Source organism: Gordonia sp. SMJS1, from assembly GCF_029866425.1.
GTDB lineage: Bacteria > Actinomycetota > Actinomycetes > Mycobacteriales > Mycobacteriaceae > Gordonia > Gordonia hongkongensis.
In genome coordinates this window covers 119541-141746 of sequence record NZ_CP123381.1, presented here as the reverse complement: position 1 = coordinate 141746, position 22206 = coordinate 119541, and the positions used below count along the sequence as shown (strand labels likewise).

The following is a 22206-nucleotide window of genomic DNA, read 5'->3' as shown; positions in this document are numbered from 1 at the left end:
TCCGCGCGCGGGGCCCGGACTGGTGTCGGGGCCCCGCCGCGCGGCGTTACGGCGGTGTGGTCCAAACGGTCGAGATTTGCCGTCGACGACGTGAAAATGCTGGTCAAGCCTTGCTCCCCGTTCTGTGACGCGCCGATACTGGGCTCGGGTCGAACGATTGCCCGCCCGGGCAGGAGTGGACCAGTAGGAGCTGCGCGATGACCTATCCACCCGGTCCCCCGACCCACCCGTCGACCCCGTACGGCGCGATCCCGCCGCAGCCCGACGGTCGTCGCGCACTGACCCTCGTACTGAGCGCCGTCGTGGTCGTCCTCGCGCTCGTCCTCGCCGCGGGCATCGTCTTCGTCGTCAAGGCCCGCGACGGGGACATCTACGTCCCCGGCCTCACCCTGACCGCGGCGAACGACCCCGGGATCGATCCGTTCACCGATCCGGTCCTCGTGTCCGGGGCCGGCGACCTCCCGGCGAACGTGGCACTCACCGGTACCGCGGGCGCAGCCGACCTCGGTGGCCGCGCGGTCAACGGCACCGACGCCGGGCTGTATGCCGCGGGAGACACCGCCGCCTGCGACACCGCGGCACTCAGCAACCGGTTGCTCGCCGATCCCCCGGCGGCTCGCGCCTGGGCCGGCGTCTATGGCATCGGCACCGCCGACATCCCGCACTATCTGAACACCCTCACCCCCGTGGTGCTGACCACCGACACCTGGGTGACCAACCACTCGTACACCTCCGGCCGAGCGGTCCCGTTCCAGTCCGTCCTGCAGCGTGGGACAGCGGTCTACGTCGACTCCGCCGGCGTCCCGCGCGCCATGTGCTCGTGCGGCAATCCGCTCGCTCCGCCGGCCGCCGCCCCGCTCGGCGGGTACCGGCTGGAGGGCCAGACGTGGGAGGGCTACAAGAGTCGATCGGTCACCCGCATCGCGTACAACAACCAGAACGTCACCGCGGTCGGCAAGTCGACGACCATCGTGCCCGCGCCGTCGGTCCCGGCTGCCCCCGGCACACCGGTTGGCGACGCGCTCCAACTGCTGAATTTCCTGACCGGGCAGATCTTCTCGCAACCGCTCGGCGGACTGCTCGACCTCAGCCGCTTCCCGCCACCGTCGGGTCTCCTGCCCACCCCGGCCGCGCTCAACACGCCGTTCGAGGCAGACACCGAAGAAGACGCCGAGCACAACGGACTGATCGCGCCGGGCGATCCCGCGGCCGCCCCGGCCCTCGAGGATCGCGCCGCAGAGCACGGCGGTCTGCCGGAAGGAGCTCCGGACTCGGACTCGGCGGCTCCGGACTCCGCTGGACCGGACTCGTCCGAATCGGACTCCTCGGTGCCACCCGCCGCGCCGGGCAGCCCGGGACCGGCCTCGGACGCGCCGCCTCCGGATGCATCGGTGCCCGCCTCCGACGCCCCGGTCCCCGAGGCGCCCGGGTACGAGGCGCCGGGTCCGGCGGCGCCCGAACCCGGGTCGGAGCCGGGCCTCCCCGGCGCGCCGGCACCGGAAGCCCCGGCCGAGGCCCCCGCGACGCCGACCTCGTTCAGCGGTTCGGGGGAGTTCATCAACAGTTTCAGCTTCGACGACGCCGGGCTGTCGGTGGGCTGCACGGCCCCCGGCAACTCTTCGGCGGGTACGGTCGCCCTCTCGTGCACCGACGGCGTGACCCGGTCGGTCGCCGGTTCGGCCCTACAGCGCACCTCGGTGTCCGGCTCCACCACCAGCACCGGGGTGTGGACCTTGACGCTGACGGCGGTCGGCGCGTCGAAGCCGGTGACCGTCCGGTCGGCGAACTGGATCGTCGCACCGCCCGCCGCCCCGGCTCCCGAACCGTCTGCGCCGGACCCCCTGACGACGGATCCGCCGGCGCCGGACCCCTCCACCCATGCCGCGCCGCCCGCCGCAGAAGCCCCGGAGGAGACGACCACCACGACCACCACGGAGAACCCACCCCTACCCGAGGCTCCCGCGGGCCCCTGACACCTGCGGTGACACCCCTGATGTGAGCTGCCCAACAGCAGGCGTCGTGGGACGTCCGTACCATCGCGCGCATGTCTGCTCTCACCACGTCGACGCCGAGCCCCGCCCGCGACCTCCGTCCGGAGTCCGTTCGCAGACGCGTCCGACGACGGGTGGCGAGCGTCGCGGTCGTGGCGACGATGGTGTCGCTGGTGATGCTCGCGCCCAGCGCGCAGGCCGATCGGATCATCAACGGTCACCTCGTCGGCGGCAAGATCGGCGAGGCCTACTCGTCGACGGGCGGCTTCTTCAAGTGGGGCGTCCCGACCGGCCCCGAGCGCGCGGGAGCCAAGCGCGGCAGATTCCAGGTGTTCTCACGCGACACGTCGTTCTACTGGCACCCCGCTGCCGACGGCGGTACGGCACACCAGGTCGGCGGCGCGATCCGGAGCCGGTGGCAGAAGGCCGGGGCCGAGCGCGGCGCGCTGGGTTATCCGGTCAGCAACGAGTACCGGTCGGGCAGCGGACGGAGCAACGACTTCCAGGGCGGTGTGGTCACCTGGTCGAAAACCGGTGGCGCGCAGATCGTCTGGGGCCAGATCCGGCGCAAGTGGGAGGAGACCGGTGGAGCGGGCGGTTACTTCGGGGTCCCACTCGGCGGCGAGTACCGAACCGGCAACCGATTCGCCCAGGACTTCCTGAACGGCACCATCTTCTGGCCCTGACGGGCACACCCGGGCCCTGATGGGCGGATCCGCCACGGTTCACTAGGACGTCCAAGTATCGTCGACGGCATGGCTTCGCGACCTTCTTCCGCCAACACCATCGACGGCATCCTCCGCAGGTCCGCGGCGCGGCATCCCGACCGCACCGCGTTGGTCTTCGACGACCGTTCCTTCACCTATCGACAACTCGACGACGCGGTGTCCGCTGCCGCCGCCGGGCTGGTGGCCCGCGGACTGCAGCAGGGCGACCGGGTGGCGGCATACGGCACGAACTCGGACGCGTATGTCATCGGTTTCCTGGCGTGCTGCCGCGCGGGACTCGTCCACGTCCCGATCAACTACGCGCTGCGGGGTGAGGAACTCCGCTATCTCGTCGTGCAGTCCGGCGCACGTGCCGTCCTCGTCGACCCCGCCCTGTCCGAACGGATCGACGAGATCCGCGGCGATCTCGCCGAGGTCGAGGAGATCGTCCCGCTGCGCGACGCCGACGATTCGCTTCTCGAGACGGCGACCAGCCCGGCCGGCCAGTTCACCTCGGCGGCCGACGGCGACGATCTCGCCCAGCTCCTCTACACCTCCGGAACCACCTCGAAGCCCAAGGGCGCCATGATGTCCCACGCGGCACTCATCAGCGAGTACGTGTCGTCGGTGATCGCCCTCGACTTCACCGCGGATGACAACCCGCTGATCGCCATGCCGCTCTACCACTCGGCGGGGATGCACGTCTTCATGCTTCCGTACCTCTCCGTGGGCGCGACCGTCCGGCTGATGGCGACCCCGGACATCCCGGAGATCCTGCGTCGCGTCGAGGCGGACCGCATCGGGTCGCTGTTCCTCGCGCCGACCGTCTGGGTTCCGCTCGCCGGTCACCCGGACCTGGCGACCAGAGATCTGTCCTCGCTGCGCAAGGCCCAGTACGGCGCGTCGATCATGCCGGTGACCGTGCTGAACCGGCTCCGCGAGCAGTTCCCCGGCATGCAGTTCTACAACTGCTTCGGACAGTCCGAGATCGGGCCGCTGGCAACGGTTCTGCGCCCGGAAGAGCACGAGGACCGGCCGTCGTCGTGCGGCCGGCCGGTGTTCTTCGTCGAGACCCGGGTCGTCGACTCCGACGGCAACGACGTCGAACCCGGGGTTCCCGGCGAGATCCTCTATCGTTCGCCGCAACTGTGCCGCGGTTACTGGGAGAACCCGGCCGCCACCGAGGACGCGTTCCGCGACGGCTGGTTCCACTCCGGCGACCTCGTCACCCGCGACGCCGAGGGCTTCATCACGGTGGTCGACCGCATCAAGGACGTGATCAACACCGGCGGCATCCTGGTCGCCTCCCGCGAGGTGGAGGACGCGATCTACACCCACGAGGCGGTCTCGGAGGTGGCCGTCATCGGCGAGCCGGACGCGAAGTGGATCGAGGCCATCACCGCGGTCGTCGTGGTGCGGGACGGCCGGTCGGTGACCGAACAGGAACTGATCGAGCACGTCCGGACCCGGATCGCGCCGTTCAAGGTCCCGAAGAAGGTGCGGTTCGTCGACGAGCTCCCCCGCAACCAGAGCGGCAAACTGCTCAAGCGGGAACTGCGCTCGCGGTGACGGACGCGCGGCGCGACGGACCTGGCATCGTCAGAACCGTTGCGCCGCAGCCACTGCCGCGTCGATGTCGGCGTGCGCGGCCGCCGGTCCGAGTATCCGCCGCAAGTCGGCCGCCGTCGGCGCATCACCGGCGGCGACCATCGCCCGGAGCCGGGTGCCGAGGTCAGCCCAGTTGCCTCCGCCGTCGTCGTAATGCCACCCGTGAGCGGTCGCATGCGCCCCCTGCGCCCAGCGCTCACCCCGCACGGCCAGCAGTGCCGCATACGCAGCCCACCTCGGTTTCATCTCCGCCGGGGTCGGCAACCCGACCGTTCGCAACGCCATGCCGTGACTCCTCTCTGCCGGGTTTGTCCGAACCAGGGTATTGCCGTGGCCGACGGTCCCGCTCCCGGCGCACCGAAAGGAACTGAGCGATAACGGAACAGGCGAGGAATCGACGACCGGCACCCGTTCGCAGTACGGTGTGGATCGTGACGCGATGGCACCGCAAGGTTCTGACACTGGCCGTGTGTGCGGCGGTCGCGATCGGCGGTTCCGGAGCGGCCGGGACCCTCGCCGCCGGCCCGGCGATCTCCTCGCCGTCGAATCTCGGCGACGCCGGCGCGGTCGTCTCCGCCAGGCCGCTCGCCCCGCAGTTCTGGGTGCCCGGCTCCGCCGACGCCACCGTCCTGACCTATGTCACGACCGACGCTTTCGGCACGAAGGCGCTCAGCACCGGGACCGTGTTCACCCCACGGGGGACGGCACCGCCGGGCGGTTGGCCGGTGATCTCGTGGGCCCACGGAACGTCGGGGATCGGCGACGACTGCGCCCCCTCGGTCCGGGGTCCGGGCCTGCCCGAGCGCGACCTGCCGTACCTAGCCAAGTGGATGCAGCAGGGCTACGCCATCGTGGCCAGCGACTACGCCGGCCTGGGCACCCCTGGTCTGCACGCCTACCTCGACGGCCGCACGACGGCCCACAACGTCGTCGACATGGTGCGAGCGGGCCGGGAGTTCTCTTCGACTCGACCTGTCGCACAACGGTTGTCGCGCTCCTGGGCAGCGGTCGGGCAGTCACAGGGCGGCGGCGCGGCCATCTACACCGCGCGCTACGCGACCGAGTTCGGCGGTGAAGAGCTCGACTACCGGGGTGCCGTCGGCACCGGCACCCCGGCCTACATCGAACGACTGGTCCAGATCGCGGGTCCGGGTGTCCCGCCGGTGGCGATCACCCCGGCGCTGACCGCCTACCTCAGCTACATCCTCGCCGGACTCCGATACGCACACCCCGAGCTCGGCATCGATCGCATCCTCACGCCGACCGGCCGGAAGTATGTGGCCCTCGCCGAGACCCGCTGCGTCGGCGAATTCGAGGAGCAGCTCCGGGGCGTCTCGCTCGGCGACTACTTCACCGCCCCGCTGACCAGTCTGCCGAGATTCTCCGCGACCCTGGCGAATTACCTGGGCATGCCCGAAAAGGGTTTCGACAAGCCATTTTTCATGGGCCACGGCCTGTTCGACACCGACGTGCCGTATCCCACCACCGCGGCCTATGCGGCGACGCTGACCGCCAACCGCCAGCCGGTGACCTTCCGGACCTATCCGAGCGACCACAGCGGCACGCTGGTCCGGTCGCAAGCCGACACCATCCCCTTCCTCGGCCGGCTCTTCGGAAAGTAACCGCCGAGGGCGTTCGCGCACCCCGGTACCGGCGTGGCGTCATGCCGTGGCACGATGGGATCACCGGTTGAGCAGCTGCCGTCGTACATCTCCCGGGACGGGGCCGCAAGTCGGGCTGCCGCCGTCCCCCGTAGAGAGGGCCACCCGATGCAGGCAGAGAATCCTGATGCTGTGATCGTCGACGACAGTGGCCTGAGTGCCGGACGCGCGCTGATGTCGGTGGTGTCCGCAGCACATGAGCAACTGGTGATCCTGACCGTGGAGGGCAGCATCGACGTGCTCACCGCCCCGCAATTGTCCGACGCCGTGTCGCAGGCGCTGAGCGGACAACCCGACGGTCTGATCATCGACCTGACAACCACCGAGTTCCTGGCCTCCGCCGGGATGGCGGCGCTCGTCGCGGCACACGAGGCCATCGCACCCACCGGCATGTTCGGAGTCGTGGCCGCCGGACCGGCGACCGCCCGCCCCCTCACCATCATGGGCCTCGACCAGACGATGGTGCTCTACCCGACGCTGAACCATGCGATCACGGCCATGACCACCACAGAGGGGCTGGCCGACCGTCCGGCTGGTTAGTCACAGATGGTTCGGATCTCATCGGCTCACCGAGACCCCGGCGACTCGGACGGGACGGACGCGACCGGTCTCGCATTTTCGGTCACGGCCTCTCCCGAGACCGCCTACCGCTTCCGGCAACAGTTCGCGCAGTGGCTGGACGCGACGATCAGCGTGGACGCCGAGCGTCGCAGCGACATCGTCCTCGCGGTCTACGAGGCGGTCGCCAACGCGGCCGAGCACGCCTACGCCACCCCATCGCCCGGCACCCGGCCCGGTGCCATCGATGTCCGGGCGCGGAAGACGCGCGACGAGTCCCTGGAGGTCATCGTCACCGACACGGGGCAGTGGAAGACAGATGCGTCGTCGTCGCCGTACCGCGGTCGCGGACTCGCCCTGATCTCGGCACTCTGCGACGCATCCGACGTCACCAGCGGACCGCACGGGACCTCGGTGACCCTGAGCTGGCGTCAACGACAGAGCGTCTGAGAACCGCCCGTGAGACGGGTGTCCCCCGGGCTGGGGACACAAGTACTTCTTGTCGGTTAACAACCGATGCCTGAGTCAGCCGGGCCGCCGACCTAGGGGTACGGTTCGGGCAAGGCTTCGTCGACGGGTCTGTTCAAGTGACCAAGTCTGTCGGCCGAGTCACATAACCTGAAGTCCGAAGGCGGGTTCGGGGCCGGCCGTCGAACAGCTCGGTGGAGCGTGCTCCCGATCCTGACATCGCTGCACAATGCGCATGCACGTCAGCGCACGAGGAAGGGAGTCGAGATGACCGACTTCACCGTGGACTCGAACATCGACGACGCGTGGCGCACGTTCGCGTTGCACGTCGGAGATCGTCTGTCGCATCTCGAGCCGGGCGAGACCCTCACGATCCAGCAGGACCCCGCCATCCCGGAGGGTCCGCACGGGACGATGCGATTCTCGGTCACCGGTTCGCGCCGGCTGCGCTGCACCATCGAGGACACCGACCTGCATCCCACGCCGGAGTACTTCGCCGAGCATCTCGACCTCCTCGCCGCCCTCGGGTGGCGACGTCTGCGCAACGGAACCCACATCTTCGAAGTCGGGCGGCGCCGCGTCGATCAGCTCGCGCACACGACGGTGCTGACGCTCCGGCAGGTCTGGGAGGTCGTGCACCCCGCGTTCCTGGACCATTCGCCTGCCGCGCGCCCCGAACCCCAGATCGAGGTCGCGGTCCAGCCGTTCGACGCCGACCATCTGCGGGCCTTGCTCGTCGGCTCGCTCGAGGACCTCACCGGCTGCCGTATCCAGACCGACGCCGACGGCGACATCGCCCTGCCCACCAAGCCCGTCTCGTCGTGGCTGAGTCCGCGCAGCGACGCACCCCGCTTCGAGTTCTTCGCGCGCCTCGCCGGTGACATCACCGACCGCCGGCGCGCCGCCGACATCGTCGCCGCCCAGCCGACCATGGGGTCGGCGGTACGTGTGCATCTCCTCGAGGACGAGGTCTTCGCGACGCTGACCGTCGAGTGCGCCGTATTCCATCCGCACAACCTGAGCTCGGCGCTGGCCGAGTGGTTCACGTTCCTGGCTGACTGCGCCCCGTCGGTCATCGCCAAGGTCGGTGAGGACGCACCACTGACCGCGAGGAACGACGGCCGTTTCCCCGACGCTCTGCAGACACTGCTCGAACTCGACCCCGACGGCCGCTCGCTGTCCGCCCGCGAGGTCGCCAAGATCTGCCGGTACAGCCAGGCCGACATCCTCTCGTACATCAACACCAGCGAGGAGCAGCACCTCACCTGGCGGCGGTCGGCGGTCGACGCGGCCGCCGCGTCGGACCCGGCCGAGGCCGACGCGTGCCGCCATGAAGCCGAAGCCTGGAAGGCGACCACGCACAACCTGCGGGCGGCGCTGCGCGTCGTCGTGCTGTCCGACGACGACGCCGCGGATCGCAGCTCACCGGCCAAGTGACTCAGGCAAATCGGTACCGGCAACACCTCTGCACGTAGTCTGCGCGGACGATTTTCGACGCGGAGCATCGCACCGCGGCCAGATGAGGCGTTCAATCGGTTAGGCAACCCTCAGCGGTTCCAGTCATCGATCGGAGCCCTCACATGGCCATCACCACGGATCGCGGCGCACTCACGATCACCTTTCCCGAACTGGGTCGCGACGCGCGGTTGCACGTCACGTTTCAGCGGGCTCTGCGCACCCCGGACCCGGTCGGACGGCCCGGCGCGGTCGGCGGCCATGGCGCCCTCCGCCTCGCTCAGGGTTCACCCGACGGCGACGCGCACGCGACCATCCCGATGTGGCAGTCGGAGGCCACCTGGCTCGACTTCTCCTCGCCGCACCTGCACCCGTTCCTGGTGATGATCGGCGTCGACGGTGTCAACGTCGTCAGCGGTAGTGCGTTCACGGGCGTGCCGGACTTCGACGCCGGCGACTACCTCGAGGTGCCCACGCAACCGTCCCTCGCCTCGTATCGGAGCCTTGCCGGCGACAACCGTCAGTTCGTCGCACCGTCGACGCACGCCGTCGGAAGCGCCGCCGGGACGCTCGTGCAATTGACGGTCATCCCGATGCGCGCCGAAGCGTGGGCCAGACGCCGCCGTCATCTGCCGTCGGCGTCGGGGACCTGTGTGCTCTGCGACATGTCGCGAGCCGGGCAGTCCGGTGCGCATCCCCGGCTCCCCGCGCCGCGCGTGATGGGTCCGCTGGAGTCCGCGGACACCTGGCATCCGACGATGTTCGACGCCGCCGCGGTCCGCATCGTCAACTCGATCACGTGGAAATCGCTCACCGGGGAACCGGTACCCCACGTGGCGCTGACGAGCACCGACTACGCCGACCACGATCTCCCGTGGGACCCGGTCTACGACGAGACGGTCGAGCACTCCGCCCCCCTGTAGTTCTGTTGCGGGTGTCGCCACGGGTGTCTGCGCGGCGTCGTACTATTCGGATCCGGTCCGCGTACGTCCCGCCCACGAGGAGCCTGCATGTCCCCCGATTTCGACGCCGACCTCGAGGCGGCCTGGCGGGACTTCGCCGACACTCTCGCGGTTCGGGTGCCACGTCTCCTGCCGGGTCAGACGCTGTCGATCGTCGAGGCGGCCGCCGGAGGATGGCGACGACGGATGACCTTCGCGGTGGCCGGGAGTCCCGAGTCGGCGGACCGCCTGCGCTGCACCATCTCGGCGGGGGACCTCACCTGGACCGACAAGGACCGGTGGATGCGCCAGGCCACCTACATCGTCGATCGTGGCTGGTGCCGGCTCGAGGGTCGCAGCGCCTTCTGCTTCGAAGTCGATGCCGTTCGGTCCGGCGACCTCGCCGGCGCCGCCGTGCGGGCGTTGCGCGAGGTGTGGGGTGTCATCCACCCGTCGTTCGTGAGCATCGGCGACCCGTCCTTCGCCCGACACCACTCCCCGGCTGACGGTCTCGACACCGACGACGCCGACGAGACCGACGCCGGCCGGCCGGCCGACTCGGATCGAGCCGGCAGCACGGACGCCGATACCCTGCGCTTCACCGCCCCGGCCCGTTTCCTCGACGCCCCCGTCGAGGGCGGGGTGGTGCCGCAGTCGAAAGACCATCTCGTGGAACTGGCCCGCGCCGCGATGAGCGCGGCCGGACGTCCCGCCGTGGTGAGCCCACGCAAGGCCATCTTCCTGCGGTCGACGGGCACCTCACTGCTCCGGCCGACCCGAGACGCCCGCTCCCTGGAGATCGTGACCATCCTCAGCTCGTCGGTGCCCGCACCCTCGCTGCTCGGAATGGTCGTCGCCGAGTTCTCGCCGCGGTGGCCCGAAGTCGCGCTGGTCGTGCGCAACGGGCTCGTTTTCGCCCAGCGCCGCATCGACGTCGCGGTCTTCAGTCCGGCCAATCTCGATGCCGCACTCCGACGTTGGGACGACTTCGCCCGGTCGGCGCGCGGGGAGATGATCCGACGCCTCGAGAGCGGCCCCAAACTGGAGCACCGCCGCCGTGGCGATCGCCTTCCCGTGGCGCTGCAGGGGCTCCTACGGGTCAACCAGAAGCTCGACAACAAGCTCTCCCCGACGACCGTGCTGGCCATGTGCCGTCAGGACCGTGAGCGCGTCCACGAGTTCTTCGACATCTGCGCCGCCGAGATGCGGGAGTGGATGGACAATCTCACGACCGCCCGCAAGGCCGAACTCGGCGACGAGGAGATCGCGCTCTGCGAGGCCGAGCACCAGGCCTACGCCCGCGTCGCCCGGTTGCTCCTCACCGCGATGGACCTCGCCGGCGGGTCGTCACTCGGTCCCTCGCCGGGGACGTGATCCCGGGGCGGGCGGAGGATTTCCGACTGCCGCGCCACCCCCCCAACTGAAGTCGCATGCGACGTCAATCAGGCCGCGCGACTTCGATCGAAGTCGCGCCGACGGATCGATATCGCATGCGACGTCACTCGGCAGCGGAGTAACTGGTCTCGGCCCAGGCGGGGTTCTCAATCAGTGGGACCGTACGACAGGTGCACGACGCCGTTGTCGAACACGTCGGTGCCGGCGAGCGTGAGCGGCAGGTCGGCCAGACCGTCGAACAGGCGAGCACCGCTGCCGAGCACGACCGGATAGACCAGCAGGTGCAACTCGTCGATCAGCTTGTCGCGCAGCAGCGCCCGCACGAGGGTGCCGCTGCCGCTGATGTACAGGTTACGGTCTTTCTTGAGTTCGCGGATCCGGTCGGCGTCGTAGGCCCCGATGACCTCGGAGTTCTGCCACCCGGTCGCTTCGTCGAGGGTCGAGGACACCACGTACTTGGTGGTGCCGTTGAAGAACGGGGCGCCGGGATCGTCGTCGACGGTCCGCTCCGACCATGCCGGGCCGAACATCTCGAAGGTGTTGCGTCCGAGGAGGATTCCGGTGCAGTCGTTCATGAACGAACTGAGTGTCTCGCCGAGCACGTCGGGGAAACCGTACGGCATCGTGAAACTCGGGTCCTCGTAGCTGCCGTCGAGGGTGATGAACTCGTGGACGTGGATCTTTCCCATTGCGCTGCCTCTCGTCACTCCGGTGAACGTCACGATGTCAGACCGTGGGGCGGCGGGAAAGTCATCGGCGTCGAGAGTCTCGTGACCTCTGTCGGGACCCTTCGTGACGCGCCCTCCGCAAGCTCCGGGCGCTCCTCAGGGAGCGGAGGGGGCGGCGCCCTCCGCAAGCTCCGGGCGCTCTTCAGGGAGCGGAGGGGGGCAGCGTTCCTCCGCAAGCTCCGGGCGCTCCTCAGGGAGCGGAGGGGGCCGAGCCCCCTTCCCGCCGGCTGAGCCTGTCGAAGCCCGCCGTCTGGTAACTCTGGACCCACACATCGGCGATCGAAGGAGATCCATGGACGTCGCAGGCAAGGTTGCCATCGTCACGGGTGGCGGTGGAGGTATCGGCGCGGCGATGGCGCACGCCCTGGTCGACGCGGGCGCGCGGGTCGTCGTCACCGATCTCGACGAGTCCGGTGCCCGGGCCGTCGCCGAGGAGCTGGGCGATTCGGCGGCCGCGCTCGCCGGTGATGCCTCGTCCGACGAACACATCGACGCCGCGGTCCGGTTGGCGGAGAACACCTTCGGTCCGGTCGACCTCTACTTCGCCAACGCCGGGGTTGGACTGGGCGGCGGCGTCGACACCGGGGAGGACGTGTGGGATCTCGCCTTCGACGTCAACCTCCGCGCCCACATACGAGCTGCTCGACGCCTCATCCCGGACTGGGTGGAACGAGGCAGCGGCTACTTCGTCAGCACGGCCTCGGCCGCGGGTCTGCTCACCCAGATCGGCAACGCGCCGTACTCGGTCACCAAACATGCCGCGGTCGGCTTCGCGGAATGGCTCAACATCACCCACGGCGACGACGGGGTCCGCGTCAGCTGCCTCTGCCCGATGGGTGTCGACACCAAACTGCTACGGCCCGAAGGTGATTCCGCCACCGCCGAGCAGCGCTTGATGCAGCGGGCGGTGGAGAGCGCCGGCGCGGTGCTCACCCCCGGGACGGTGGCCGCGATCGTGCTGGAGGCCGTCGCCGACGAACGCTTCCTCATCCTCCCGCACCTGGAGGTCCTCGACATGTACCGCCAGAAGGGCGCCGACTACGACCGGTGGCTGCGTGGGATGCGCCGCTACCAGACGAGCTTGCGGTGACCCTCTGCGTTCGACAACCATCGTCGTCTCAGGTCCCAGGTGCCGACAGCGCCCAGCAGGAGCGAGCTGACGAGCAAACCCGAGCCCGCACCGATGCTGCCCCAGGTGCCCGCCAGCACGAGGGTGACCGGAAAGGTGATGACGAACACCAACGTGTTGCATCGCAGGATCGTCTTGGTGTCCAACTCCGCCCGGAGTACTGACATCCAGATCGAATAGGGGACGCGCAGGACCGAGGCCGCCGCGAGCAGGCACAACGAAGTCGTGAACTCCGAGCCCGAGTAGGCCGGGCCGAAGATCTTCCCGACGATCGGCGAGGCTGCGATCAGAACCCCTGCTCCGACGACGACCAGACATTGCGAGATGGCCCAGATCCGACGGATCTGCCCGGCCAGTGCCGCCGGATCGCGCGCGAGATGCGCGGTGAGGGCTGCTCCGATGCCATCCGGCACGAAGTCGAGCACCTGTGCCACCGCGAGCGCCAAGGCCAGAGTCGCACCCGCGACCGGTCCGGCGACGAGCGTGGTGAGGAACGGCAGCACGAGGATGAGTCCGAACGAGGTCGCGCTTCCGATGCCATCGCGAAGAGCGAACATGGGCATCTGGCCGCGATCCACCACCACGACACGGTGCGGGCTCGTGCGGTTCTCGGGGCGCCGCAGAATCCGCGGCACGAGGACGACGAACACCACGCACGCCCCGAGCAGGGCGGGCACGATCGTGGCCCACACCGCAGCGAGCGCCACGACACTCGCCAACACGCAGACGAGGGCCACTTTCAGAACCACGGCGGCCACATTGACGATCGGAAGCCAGCGCGAGGCGTGCAGTCCGATCAGAGCGGCGTCCTTGAGTACGAACAGCGCCATGACGACGGACCCGCAGGCCACCAGCACGACGGTCGCCACCCGGTTCTCGAGCATGTCGCCCGCGATCATCCCGCCCATCACGCCGAAGACGGCGGCCGAGCCGATGGTGATGAGCAGGCCCTCGAGCAACCGTTCGCGACGTGGGCAGTCGGGCGTCGACAGCATCGCCTTGTAGGCACTTCCCACCCCGTACGCGGTGATGGTGCCGACCGTCGTGACAAGTGACAACAGCGCGGTCTGGATGCCGAGCGCATGTGGAGGGATGACCCGGGCCGAGACCACCCAGAAGAGCATTCCCGCCCCAGCCGTGACGAAGAAGCTCGCCACCACGGCGACGGAGTCCACCGTCATCGCCCTCGAGCCGAGCATCACCGGCCTGCTCACGATGCTCATGTCTGAGGACTCAACGCGCTTCGCGCCTCGGTCAGCATCGCGAAGAGGTAGCCCAGAGCTGCTGCGACGACGGTCCCCGCGAGAACGGTGCAGCGTCCGAGTCCTCCGGGATCCGTCCGGCGCTTCTCGGCCGTCACACTGTCACGAAGGTAATGCAGGACGGCCGCCGGGACCGTCCTGGCGAGATACGAACGCTCCGAGCTCGTGGCGTCCGCTGCCCCGACGAGGCCACTGATCTGTCGTTTGGAGACGCCCTCGCCGAACGACCGCCGCAAGACGTAGCGGACGTTTGTCCTGGCGCGGCTCACATGGTGTCGCACACGGACATCCGGGTCGAAGATGATCTTCGCAGCCGGGTCTTGACTGGCGATCCGGATACACAACTCGGTCTCTTCGCAGCCCACCGGCAGCGTGCCCACCCGTCCGAGGTCGGTGTCGAATCCCCCGACGTCGAGCAAGGTCCGGCGACGGAACGCCATGTTGCACCCCATCAGGTTGCGGACCGGCGCCGGCGCGGTCGGCAAACCCGCGTAACTGCATCCCACTGTCCAGTCGCATTCCCGGGGAAACCAACGGGGTCGGTCGCCGGGCCACACCGGCTCCGCGTATCCGCCCACCGCCGCAACATCCGAATCGGTGAACTGCCCGGAAAGTCGCCGGCGCCAGCCGGGTTCGACGACGGCATCGTCATCGACGAACCCGACGATCTGACCGGAGGCGAGACGGGTGCCGCAGTTGCGGGCACCGGAGAGACCGCGCTTCTCGTCGTTGGCCACCACCCAGATCAGGGGCTTGAGCGACGAGGCGAACTCCCGCCTCGCCAGGTCGAACAGCTCGTCGTTGTGGTCGATCACCACGATCAGTTCATCGTCGTCGGTCAGTTCGCGTTCGGCGGCGTCGACCGATCGGATCAGGTCAGCCCATCGGTCGGTGGTGTAGGCACAGATCACCACCGACAACTTGCCGATGTCACTATTTCCCATCAATCCTCTTCAGTTCCGGTCGAAGTCTTCGGTCGTGCAGTGTCATTCCTCGTACGACCACACCGCAGCCCAGTCCACGAGAACGCGGCCGCGGTTGTTCCCGTCGCCTCTCGTCTCGGTCTGCAACTGCCAGCGCATCGGAGTGGCCGGGACCCACTGCGTGCTGTCCAGGACCACGGTGTCGTCTAGCAGGTACCGCACACGCCCCGGCGACCATTCGATGGTGTAGGTGTGCCAGTCGGTGAAGCGCGCCCCGATGTCCCGGGACGGGATCTTGCACCCGTCGCAGGAACCTTCGCCGGCGAAATGCTGCCATCCACCAACGGTTCTCGACAGCCAGCCTTCGGGGAAGTCGAGTTCGCCGTCCCGCGGCCACTGTTCCGATTGCGGCCACAGGAGCCATGCGACGTAGTACTCGTCGAGGTCTGGTGTGTCGACACGCATCCGGACCGAGTAGCGCCCGTAGGTCTGGTACTGGCTACCGGTGTCGAGTATCGGTGATGCACTCGCCCCTGCCGGAACCCCGTCGACGTTGTGCAGATCGAAAACGAGGTACCCGTTGTCCACACTCAGTACCTCATCCGCTCGATACGGCCGACGGTCGAAGGTGTCCGGGAAACACCGCGGATAGGTCAACCACTGCTGACCTTCCGCGCCGGTGTACACGACGTCGTAAGGGGAGCACTCGTTCGCCCAACTCCCTACCGGCGCATCACGATCGAAGTCGTCGAAGAACACCTGCTTCCAGCCGGGGAGGTCTCCACGAGGAAACCCCCGCGCCGGTGTCATCCCACATCCGACTACCGGGGCGAGGAGAACCACCGTCAACAGCTGCAGGAATGTCCGGAACCAACCACCTCGCGCACGCGTCATATCCGGCCCACCATGTAGAGCAGGGCGGAAGCGCAGGCGATCGCCGTGGTCGTGATCGCCACGACGGTGATGACCTGTGACACGCGATCGGTGGACACCGCTCCCCGTGGAGGGACCCGATGCTCGCGCCGAACGGTAGCGGCTACGAAAAGAGCTGCGGCCGTGACGAACAGCAGGACGGTCGCGATCATGGCGCGGTCTCCAGATCGATGTCGGGCGCCCCCAGGCGCTTCAGCACGTGGACCTCTCCGTCGTCGTAGGCGGAGACGAAACCGTCCCGTTGCACCATCAGCGCGAGTTGTCGGGCGACCTCGTCCGGGCTAATCCCGTACCGGTACTGCAACAGCTTCTCGTCCTCCTCGGATACCAGCAGATAGTCGATGTCCTCAGCCGCAGTGCATTCCGCCAACTCGCGCTGTTCGGCGATGCACGAGGCCCCGATGTCGTAGGCCCGCGGCAGTCCGATCGTCGAGCCGTGCCCCCAGTACGCGATCGCAGACGACGGCGCCTGGGCCACCAGCTCGTCGGAAACCCGCACGGTGGCCGGCCGCGAGTACTCGAACGAGGTGTTGAGCGCACGATTGGAGACCCCCAACACCGCGACCACGAGAGTGACTGCGACCGCACTGATCGCGAACACGGTGGCGGGCAAGCGCGCGGGACCTCGGATTCGACGCGCCGCACCGACCACGGCTAGCGCGGCCAGTGCGGCCAGCGCGGGTGACGCATACAGGAAGCACCGTACGAGCACCTCGCCGCCGTAGCTCTGCACCACGACGAGCGCGAACGGGACCAGGGACAGGACGGCGAGGGGTGATCGGAATCGGCTCTTGCCGAGACGGAACCAGCCGATCGTGGCCACCAGGAGGAGCAGGGCGGTGCCACCGATCCTGAGGTACTGCATCCGACCGTAGACCGGATCCCCGGTGATTCTGTCAGACAGCCCGGAGCTGACACTCGCGGTGACGTCGCCGATCTCGGTCAGGATCTGATCGAGGTGCCCCAGCCAATACCCGCTCGCACCGAAGGTGAACCACGCACTGAACAGGAGCAGTCCGGCCAGCCAGAGCAGTTTGTGTCGTGTGGACCCGACGAGGGCGAGCCCCGCCAGGGCGGCAATGGTCACCATCGGGGTCAACTGGTGACTGACCACCATCGCGGCGACGAGGACGATCACAACTCCCTCGACCGCGTATGAGAATCCCGGTCCACGACCACGTGGTCGTCCTGGCACGCGTCGCCATGCGCGCCAGAAGCCGACGGGCGGGAGGGGTGAGACCCTCAGCTGCCAGATCAGCACAGCCACGATCGTCACGTACAACTGCATCGCGAGCGCCTGGGGCGCAAAGTAATCCTGCTGATACCAGTTGAAGAGAATGTAGATGGTGATGGTCCCCCATCCGACGCGCGCGCTTCCGGACACGCTGTGTCCGAGTGCGTACAGGGGAAACATCAGCAGAGTTCCGAAGATCAGCGACGCGCTGGTGAGGAAGACCGTGCTGTCGTCGAGCCCACCCGTCCTCATCACATGCGCCGCGCCCGCGAAGAAGCCACTCCAGCTGATCCGGCCGTCGACCGCGGGCGGCAGCGCGCCGAGCTCGGAGTACCAATCGGTGAGGAACCGGTGCACATAGGCGGTCGGGAAAGGCGGTGTGCCACTGGACCATGCGACCGGCATGCTCATGTAGACGATGAGCATCACGTTGGTCGCGGCGAGACCCGTCCGGTGCAGTCGGCGTCGACGATACTCCCGGAACAGGGCCACGCAGAGCGCAGCCAATCCGATGAAGTAGGTGATCCCGAGAACCGGTACGAGCCCGTACACGCCCGCCTGCTCGGGATGCAATCGGGCGACCGCGATCAGAAACAGGACGAGGGATCCGCCCAGCAGCGCCGCGGTGACCCGATCGAACGTCCGGACCGACGTGATCACCGCCGACGCCGCCGCTCCCGCGCCAGCGCGCAGGTCGGACGACGGATGCGGGCATCGCGCTCTGATGAGTACCCCGGTTGCGACGGTGGCGATCACGAGGATGACCCCCTGCGCGAGCAGCGGATGCCAGAAACCGGCGAGGAGGGAGGCCAGCCCGATGATGGCGGTGGTGCTCAACGACAGGGCGATGGCGACGCTCGGCAGAAGTCCGTTGCGCGGCCACCCGAACAGCCCCGCGATCGGTAGCCCGGGGAGGACCAGGGTCACACTCACCACCGCCACGGCACGAAGCCCTTCGGGCAAGAGCGCCGCCACCCCGGATGCCGTCAGAACGCACATCAGCGTCGAGACCGCGATCGCCGTCATCGACAGGAGGGCGACGACGGCCGGTGCACGGTCAGGCACCGAGTGCGCAGTCGGCGGGCTCGGTAGCGCCTCGCGATCGCGACCTCGAGTCGGTGAACCACGTCTATCCGTCCGTGGCCCGCCCCGAACCGATGGCGGGACGGTAGAAGGATGTCACCGCGGAGACGACCCGGTCGAGATCCGCGTCGCTCATATACGAGTGCAGCGGAAGGGTCAGAACACGGTCGGCAGCGGCCTGGGTCACGGACAGGTCACCGCGTCGGCTGTTCCGGTAGTAACTGAACTCATGCGCACCCTGGAAGTGAATTCCGGTGGCGACTCCTGCGGACTTGAGGTGTTCGACCAACTGGGCGCGTTCGGCGCGACCGCCGGTCCTGATCACATAGATGTACGGTGCTATGTCAGCCCAGTCCGTGTCGAACAGCTCGAGCTCGGGGATGTCGGCGAATGCCGAATCATAGAACCGACAGTAGCGTTGGCGGTTGGCGATGAATTCGTCGACCCTGGCCAGTTGCGACAGACCGATCGCAGCGGGAACCGAGCCGAGGTGGCACCGGTAACCCTGCCGCACGACGTCGAAGTCCCAGTTGCGCTGGTTCCGATATCGCGCGTCGGTGTCGGAGTCGATACCGAGATGCCGGAGCTCCCGAAGCACCTGCAGATCAGCGGGATCGGAGGTGACGATCGCCCCACCCTCGAGCGTCGTGATCATCTTCACCGGTCCGAAGCTGAAACATGTGATGTCGCCGTGTGAGCCGATACGACGACCCGCCCGGACGCTGCCGAACGCGTGCGCCGCGTCCTCGATCACCCGCAGATCGTGCTCGCGCGCAATGGTCATCAGCTCATCGAGGTCGCACGGGAAGCCGAGGTAGTCGACCACCAGAATCGCCTTGGTGCGAGGCGTGATCAGCTCGCGCACACGCTGCGGGTCGATGTTGAGGTACCGGGGTTCGACGTCACAGAAGACCACCTCGGCTCCGGTCCGCGTCAGCGCCTGATGACCCGCCACGTAGGTAAACGACGGACAGATCACTTCGTCGGACGGACCGAGTCCGATCAACCGGGCCGCAAGATGGAGGGCTTCAGTACACGAATTCGTGGACACGACAGTTCGTTCGGACGCACCGAGGTAGGTTCCGACTTCTTCCTCGAACTGTTTGCTGAGTGCACCCATGCCCAGCCATCCGGCCGCCAGGGCATCGACCGCAGCCTGCTGGACATCCTCGCCCAGGTAGGGGCGGTAGACGGGCACCGTCGAGGTGGCTCGATCCATCGACATCGTCATGACCAGCACCTCCACGGCGCCTCGCCGCGATCCCAGAGATCGTTGAGGAAGACCTTGTCCCAGATGGTGTCCATCCCGCGCCAGAAGCCGTCGTGCTGGTAGGCCGACAACTGGCCTTCCGCCGACAAAGTCTCCAGCGGCTCCTTCTCCAGCAGGGTGGCGTCGCCCGCGATGTAGTCGAGGATCTTCGGCGACGAGACGAAGAACCCGCCGTTGATCCAGCCGCTGCTGCCTTCCGGCTTCTCGACGAATCTGGTCTGCGGCGACGAGACGTCGAGTGTGCCGAACCGCCCGGGTGGTTGCACGGCCGTCACCGTCGCGATGCTGCCCGACATCTCGTGGTGCGCCAGCACCTTTCGGATGTCGATGTCGGCGACACCGTCACCGTAGGTGAACGAGAACGTCTCGTTGCCGATGTGCTCGCGAGCGCGGAGAAGCCGTCCGCCGGTCATCGTATCGAGCCCGGTGTCGAGGAGGGTGACGCGCCACGGCAAGCCGTTCGACGAGTGGTTCTCGATCGCACCGGTGCCCAGATCCACGGTGACATCGCTGGCGTGCAGGAAGTAGTTGGCGAAGAACTCCTTGATCATGTAGCCCTTGTAGCCCAGCAGCACAACGAAATCCGTGACACCAGCGGCCGCGTAGATCTGCATGATGTGCCAGATGATCGGACGTCCGCCGATCTCGACCATCGGTTTCGGCCGGTCGACGGACTCCTCACTGATACGGGTGCCTCTTCCTCCGGCGAGGATCACCGCTTTCATGACCGATCACCCGTCCATCGCAGATCGGCGTCGAGCGCGTCGGCGTCGAGGAGCTCGCGCAGGACTCGCAGCCGGACGAAGTCGTTTCCGTTGAACCGGTCCGCGCTCAGGCCCGCGTCGACGTAGGCGTCGTGGATCTCCGCGATGCCGGTGGCCAGGGTCCACTGCGGCGAATAGCCCGGTAGCGACGTCTCGATCTTGGTGAAGTCGACGACGTAGTTCCGGATGTCGGCGACGACGTCGTCGGCGAAGGCCACCTCGCAGTCGGGCACGATGTCGGCGACCATCTTCGCCACATCCCGGATCTGATGGTTGTCACTGTTGCGACCGACGTTGTAGACCTCGTTGTACACGGTGGCCGATGGCGCCTGCAGGACCGTGACGATCGCGTGCGAGATGTCGCGGACATGGACGAGCGGTCGCCAGGCGGCGCCATTGCTCATCAGCAGCACCTTTCCGGACGTGACGGCGTGCCCGACGAGGTTGTTCACCACGACATCCGTGCGGAGTCGACGAGAGATCCCGTACGCGGTGGCGTTCCGGAGAAAGGTCGGGCAGAAGGAGTTGTCGGCCAGCGCGCTGATCGCCTGTTCGGCGCGGACTTTGGATTCGCCGTACGGAGTGACGGCCTCCATCTCGGCATCCTCGGTGAGCGCACCCTCCGCGCCGGCCCCGTAGAGACTGCACGACGACGAGAAGACGAAGCGGGCAACGCCGGCCGCCTTCGCGGCTCGGGCGATGCCCACGCTGGCATCGAGATTGATGTCGTAGGTGAGCTCCGGGTTCAGCTCGCTGACCGGATCATTGGACAGTGCCGCCAGGTGTACGACGGCGTCGAACCCCGCCAGATGACGCTGCTCGACGTCACGGATGTCCATGTCGAGCGTGGGTACGCGCAGCGGTTCCGTGCGGAAGTCGCGGTCCCGATAGTAATCGGTGTCGAGCCCGACGACGTCGTGTCCGGCGTGGACGAGCATGGGGACCAACTCGGCTCCGATGTATCCGAGATGTCCGGTGACGAGAACCCTCATCCCCGTCCTCCTGTTCGTTGGCTGTCGAGGTGCCGACTGGGCACCTTGCTGAATACCGGGGCGATCCCGGCGTAGATGTGTCTGATCTGTTCCGTCATGCGGACTTCGCTGAAGTCATCCGCTACGGCGAAAGCTCTGTGCGCGAGCCGATTCCATGACGTCCGATTGGTCAGCACGTCGTTGATCCGGTCGGCACGGTCGTCTGCCTGCGGGTCGATGGCGACACCGCACGACCTCTCGTTCACGATGTGTGCGATCTCGCCGCACGGGGTTGTCGCCACCGGCGTGCCGCTGGCCAGCGCCTCCAGCGCCGACAGCGGTAGGCCCTCCCACCGCGATGTGAGCAGGAACATCCGGGACCGGGCAACCTGTGCGCGTGTGTGCGCGTGGGTGTCCCCGACGCTGATCTGGACCACGTCCTCGAGGAGCAGTTCCTGGCGTCTTCGGAGGAAGTCGTCCTGTAGCGGTCCCGTACCGGGAGAGATCCACAGGCAACGAAGACTCTCCCGCCGTTCCGAGAGCTCCTTCACCAGTTCGAGGAACAGCAGCGGGTCCTTCTGCTCGTCGAACCGCGCGACGTTCACGAGGTCGTATGGCCTGTCTTCATAGGCCGCAATGGTGGCGCCCAGCTTCCGTACTCCGTTGTGCACGACCGAGACCCGCTCAGCAGTCACGTGCGGGAAGTTCGCGAGTAGTGACGCCCGGACGGCGCCCGACACCGCGACGATCCGCTGCGTGCGATACGACAGGCCGCGATGGTCGGTGAGCACGTTGTGTACGTGTTCGACCGTGCGGGAACCACGCCCGAGCGCAGCGGCGATCAGTCCGAGAAATCGTTGCTGACAATGGATCACGTCGGCGGATCGCAGTGCGCGGAGTGCTGCGGAGTCCGTGAGACGAAGCCGTCGGATGCCGGCATCGGCGAGCCGATGGTCCCATTCACCGGCCGCCAGCGACAGCACGTCGACCTGATGTCCCTCGCCCGCGAAGTGGGTCGCGACCTGCAGGATGAAATGACTCACCCCGCCGGGACTCATCCGATCCGTCATCACCACGATCCGACCACGCCGCTTACCGGCGTCGTCGACCTTGACGGAGGTCACG

The 22206-nt window shown here is 67.8% G+C and carries 20 protein-coding genes; 10 read left to right on the top strand and 10 right to left on the bottom strand.

Translation table 11 applies throughout. The features are described from left to right. Window positions 1–197 precede the first annotated feature (197 nt). The 3 genes from QAD21_RS00710 to QAD21_RS00700 all read left to right on the top strand — a co-directional run bounded on the left by QAD21_RS00710 (window position 198) and on the right by QAD21_RS00700 (window position 4267). Window positions 198–1973, top strand: a complete 1776-nt coding sequence (locus QAD21_RS00710; RefSeq protein WP_259937394.1) for a DUF6777 domain-containing protein — start codon at window positions 198–200, stop codon at window positions 1971–1973. 71 nt (window positions 1974–2044) lie between these two features. Next, entirely contained in the window at window positions 2045–2677 is a 633-nt protein-coding gene (locus QAD21_RS00705; RefSeq protein ID WP_065631336.1) for a lysozyme, read from the top strand. A gap of 69 nt (window positions 2678–2746) precedes the next feature. Then, on the top strand, window positions 2747–4267 hold the full coding sequence (locus tag QAD21_RS00700) for an acyl-CoA synthetase (protein ID WP_259937392.1): 1521 nt from the start codon (window positions 2747–2749) through the stop codon (window positions 4265–4267). Between the two features lie 30 nt (window positions 4268–4297). On the opposite strand, the gene QAD21_RS00695 is transcribed toward QAD21_RS00700, so the two are convergent. After that, on the bottom strand, window positions 4298–4591 hold the full coding sequence (locus tag QAD21_RS00695; protein ID WP_280360370.1) for a hypothetical protein: 294 nt from the start codon (window positions 4589–4591) through the stop codon (window positions 4298–4300). Between the two features lie 137 nt (window positions 4592–4728). On the opposite strand from QAD21_RS00695, the gene QAD21_RS00690 reads away from it, so the two are divergent. From QAD21_RS00690 to QAD21_RS00665, 6 genes are all read left to right on the top strand, one after another. Beyond that, entirely contained in the window at window positions 4729–5928 is a 1200-nt protein-coding gene (locus QAD21_RS00690; protein ID WP_165629277.1) for a lipase family protein, read from the top strand. A 147-nt stretch (window positions 5929–6075) separates the two neighbouring features. After that, complete coding sequence (locus tag QAD21_RS00685) at window positions 6076–6507, top strand: STAS domain-containing protein (protein ID WP_065631340.1); 432 nt, start codon at window positions 6076–6078, stop codon at window positions 6505–6507. 6 nt (window positions 6508–6513) lie between these two features. Beyond that, entirely contained in the window at window positions 6514–6975 is a 462-nt protein-coding gene (locus QAD21_RS00680) for an ATP-binding protein (RefSeq protein WP_259937388.1), read from the top strand. 285 nt (window positions 6976–7260) lie between these two features. Next, window positions 7261–8430: a hypothetical protein gene (locus QAD21_RS00675; protein WP_137809082.1), complete on the top strand. Its 1170-nt coding sequence runs from the start codon at window positions 7261–7263 to the stop codon at window positions 8428–8430. Between the two features lie 143 nt (window positions 8431–8573). Continuing rightward, window positions 8574–9371 (top strand): hypothetical protein, encoded by a 798-nt coding sequence (locus tag QAD21_RS00670; protein WP_065631342.1) that lies wholly within the window; start codon window positions 8574–8576, stop codon window positions 9369–9371. Window positions 9372–9458: 87 nt separating this feature from the next. After that, entirely contained in the window at window positions 9459–10763 is a 1305-nt protein-coding gene (locus tag QAD21_RS00665; RefSeq protein ID WP_068972364.1) for a hypothetical protein, read from the top strand. A gap of 167 nt (window positions 10764–10930) precedes the next feature. On the opposite strand, the gene QAD21_RS00660 is transcribed toward QAD21_RS00665, so the two are convergent. Then, window positions 10931–11473 (bottom strand): dihydrofolate reductase family protein, encoded by a 543-nt coding sequence (locus QAD21_RS00660; RefSeq protein WP_226512031.1) that lies wholly within the window; start codon window positions 11471–11473, stop codon window positions 10931–10933. A 331-nt stretch (window positions 11474–11804) separates the two neighbouring features. On the opposite strand from QAD21_RS00660, the gene QAD21_RS00655 reads away from it, so the two are divergent. Continuing rightward, a complete protein-coding gene (locus tag QAD21_RS00655) occupies window positions 11805–12602 on the top strand; it encodes an SDR family oxidoreductase (RefSeq protein ID WP_280360369.1) in 798 nt (265 codons plus the stop codon). Here the strand turns inward: QAD21_RS00655 and QAD21_RS00650 are convergent. From QAD21_RS00650 to QAD21_RS00615, 8 genes are all read right to left on the bottom strand, one after another. After that, window positions 12581–13864, bottom strand: a complete 1284-nt coding sequence (locus QAD21_RS00650; protein WP_280360368.1) for a hypothetical protein — start codon at window positions 13862–13864, stop codon at window positions 12581–12583. The two genes, QAD21_RS00655 and QAD21_RS00650, sit on opposite strands and share 22 nt — an antisense overlap. Beyond that, entirely contained in the window at window positions 13861–14847 is a 987-nt protein-coding gene (locus QAD21_RS00645; protein ID WP_259936966.1) for a glycosyltransferase, read from the bottom strand. The genes QAD21_RS00650 and QAD21_RS00645 overlap by 4 nt, the downstream gene beginning before the upstream one ends. Before the next feature lie 42 nt (window positions 14848–14889). Then, complete coding sequence (locus tag QAD21_RS00640; protein ID WP_311199330.1) at window positions 14890–15636, bottom strand: glycoside hydrolase family 16 protein; 747 nt, start codon at window positions 15634–15636, stop codon at window positions 14890–14892. Between the two features lie 271 nt (window positions 15637–15907). Continuing rightward, the gene (locus tag QAD21_RS00635; protein ID WP_259936964.1) at window positions 15908–18058 is read right to left on the bottom strand and encodes a hypothetical protein; all 2151 of its coding nucleotides are present in this window, start codon (window positions 18056–18058) and stop codon (window positions 15908–15910) included. A 64-nt stretch (window positions 18059–18122) separates the two neighbouring features. Then, on the bottom strand, window positions 18123–19307 hold the full coding sequence (locus tag QAD21_RS00630; RefSeq protein WP_259936962.1) for a DegT/DnrJ/EryC1/StrS family aminotransferase: 1185 nt from the start codon (window positions 19305–19307) through the stop codon (window positions 18123–18125). Continuing rightward, the gene (gene rfbF / locus QAD21_RS00625) at window positions 19304–20071 is read right to left on the bottom strand and encodes a glucose-1-phosphate cytidylyltransferase (RefSeq protein WP_259936960.1); all 768 of its coding nucleotides are present in this window, start codon (window positions 20069–20071) and stop codon (window positions 19304–19306) included. Before rfbF ends, QAD21_RS00630 begins: the two co-directional genes overlap by 4 nt. Continuing rightward, window positions 20068–21102 carry an SDR family oxidoreductase gene (locus tag QAD21_RS00620; RefSeq protein WP_259936959.1) on the bottom strand — a complete coding sequence of 345 codons (1035 nt, stop codon included), beginning with the start codon at window positions 21100–21102 and terminating at the stop codon, window positions 20068–20070. Before QAD21_RS00620 ends, rfbF begins: the two co-directional genes overlap by 4 nt. Next, window positions 21099–22205 (bottom strand): glycosyltransferase family 4 protein, encoded by a 1107-nt coding sequence (locus QAD21_RS00615; RefSeq protein WP_259936958.1) that lies wholly within the window; start codon window positions 22203–22205, stop codon window positions 21099–21101. The genes QAD21_RS00620 and QAD21_RS00615 overlap by 4 nt, the downstream gene beginning before the upstream one ends. Between the last annotated feature and the right edge of the window lies 1 nt (window position 22206).

Excerpts from the sequence above, each read along its gene's own strand:
- QAD21_RS00710 (WP_259937394.1), top strand. The coding sequence starts at position 198 with ATGACCTATCCACCCGGTCCCCCGACCCACCCGTCGACCCCGTACGGC.
- QAD21_RS00705 (WP_065631336.1), top strand. The coding sequence starts at position 2,045 with ATGTCTGCTCTCACCACGTCGACGCCGAGCCCCGCCCGCGACCTCCGT.
- QAD21_RS00700 (WP_259937392.1), top strand. The coding sequence starts at position 2,747 with ATGGCTTCGCGACCTTCTTCCGCCAACACCATCGACGGCATCCTCCGC.
- QAD21_RS00695 (WP_280360370.1), bottom strand. The coding sequence starts at position 4,591 with ATGGCGTTGCGAACGGTCGGGTTGCCGACCCCGGCGGAGATGAAACCG.
- QAD21_RS00685 (WP_065631340.1), top strand. The coding sequence starts at position 6,076 with ATGCAGGCAGAGAATCCTGATGCTGTGATCGTCGACGACAGTGGCCTG.
- QAD21_RS00680 (WP_259937388.1), top strand. The coding sequence starts at position 6,514 with ATGGTTCGGATCTCATCGGCTCACCGAGACCCCGGCGACTCGGACGGG.
- QAD21_RS00675 (WP_137809082.1), top strand. The coding sequence starts at position 7,261 with ATGACCGACTTCACCGTGGACTCGAACATCGACGACGCGTGGCGCACG.
- QAD21_RS00670 (WP_065631342.1), top strand. The coding sequence starts at position 8,574 with ATGGCCATCACCACGGATCGCGGCGCACTCACGATCACCTTTCCCGAA.
- QAD21_RS00665 (WP_068972364.1), top strand. The coding sequence starts at position 9,459 with ATGTCCCCCGATTTCGACGCCGACCTCGAGGCGGCCTGGCGGGACTTC.
- QAD21_RS00660 (WP_226512031.1), bottom strand. The coding sequence starts at position 11,473 with ATGGGAAAGATCCACGTCCACGAGTTCATCACCCTCGACGGCAGCTAC.
- QAD21_RS00655 (WP_280360369.1), top strand. The coding sequence starts at position 11,805 with ATGGACGTCGCAGGCAAGGTTGCCATCGTCACGGGTGGCGGTGGAGGT.
- QAD21_RS00650 (WP_280360368.1), bottom strand. The coding sequence starts at position 13,864 with ATGAGCATCGTGAGCAGGCCGGTGATGCTCGGCTCGAGGGCGATGACG.
- QAD21_RS00645 (WP_259936966.1), bottom strand. The coding sequence starts at position 14,847 with ATGGGAAATAGTGACATCGGCAAGTTGTCGGTGGTGATCTGTGCCTAC.
- QAD21_RS00640 (WP_311199330.1), bottom strand. The coding sequence starts at position 15,636 with ATGACACCGGCGCGGGGGTTTCCTCGTGGAGACCTCCCCGGCTGGAAG.
- QAD21_RS00630 (WP_259936962.1), bottom strand. The coding sequence starts at position 19,307 with ATGACGATGTCGATGGATCGAGCCACCTCGACGGTGCCCGTCTACCGC.
- rfbF (WP_259936960.1), bottom strand. The coding sequence starts at position 20,071 with ATGAAAGCGGTGATCCTCGCCGGAGGAAGAGGCACCCGTATCAGTGAG.
- QAD21_RS00620 (WP_259936959.1), bottom strand. The coding sequence starts at position 21,102 with ATGAGGGTTCTCGTCACCGGACATCTCGGATACATCGGAGCCGAGTTG.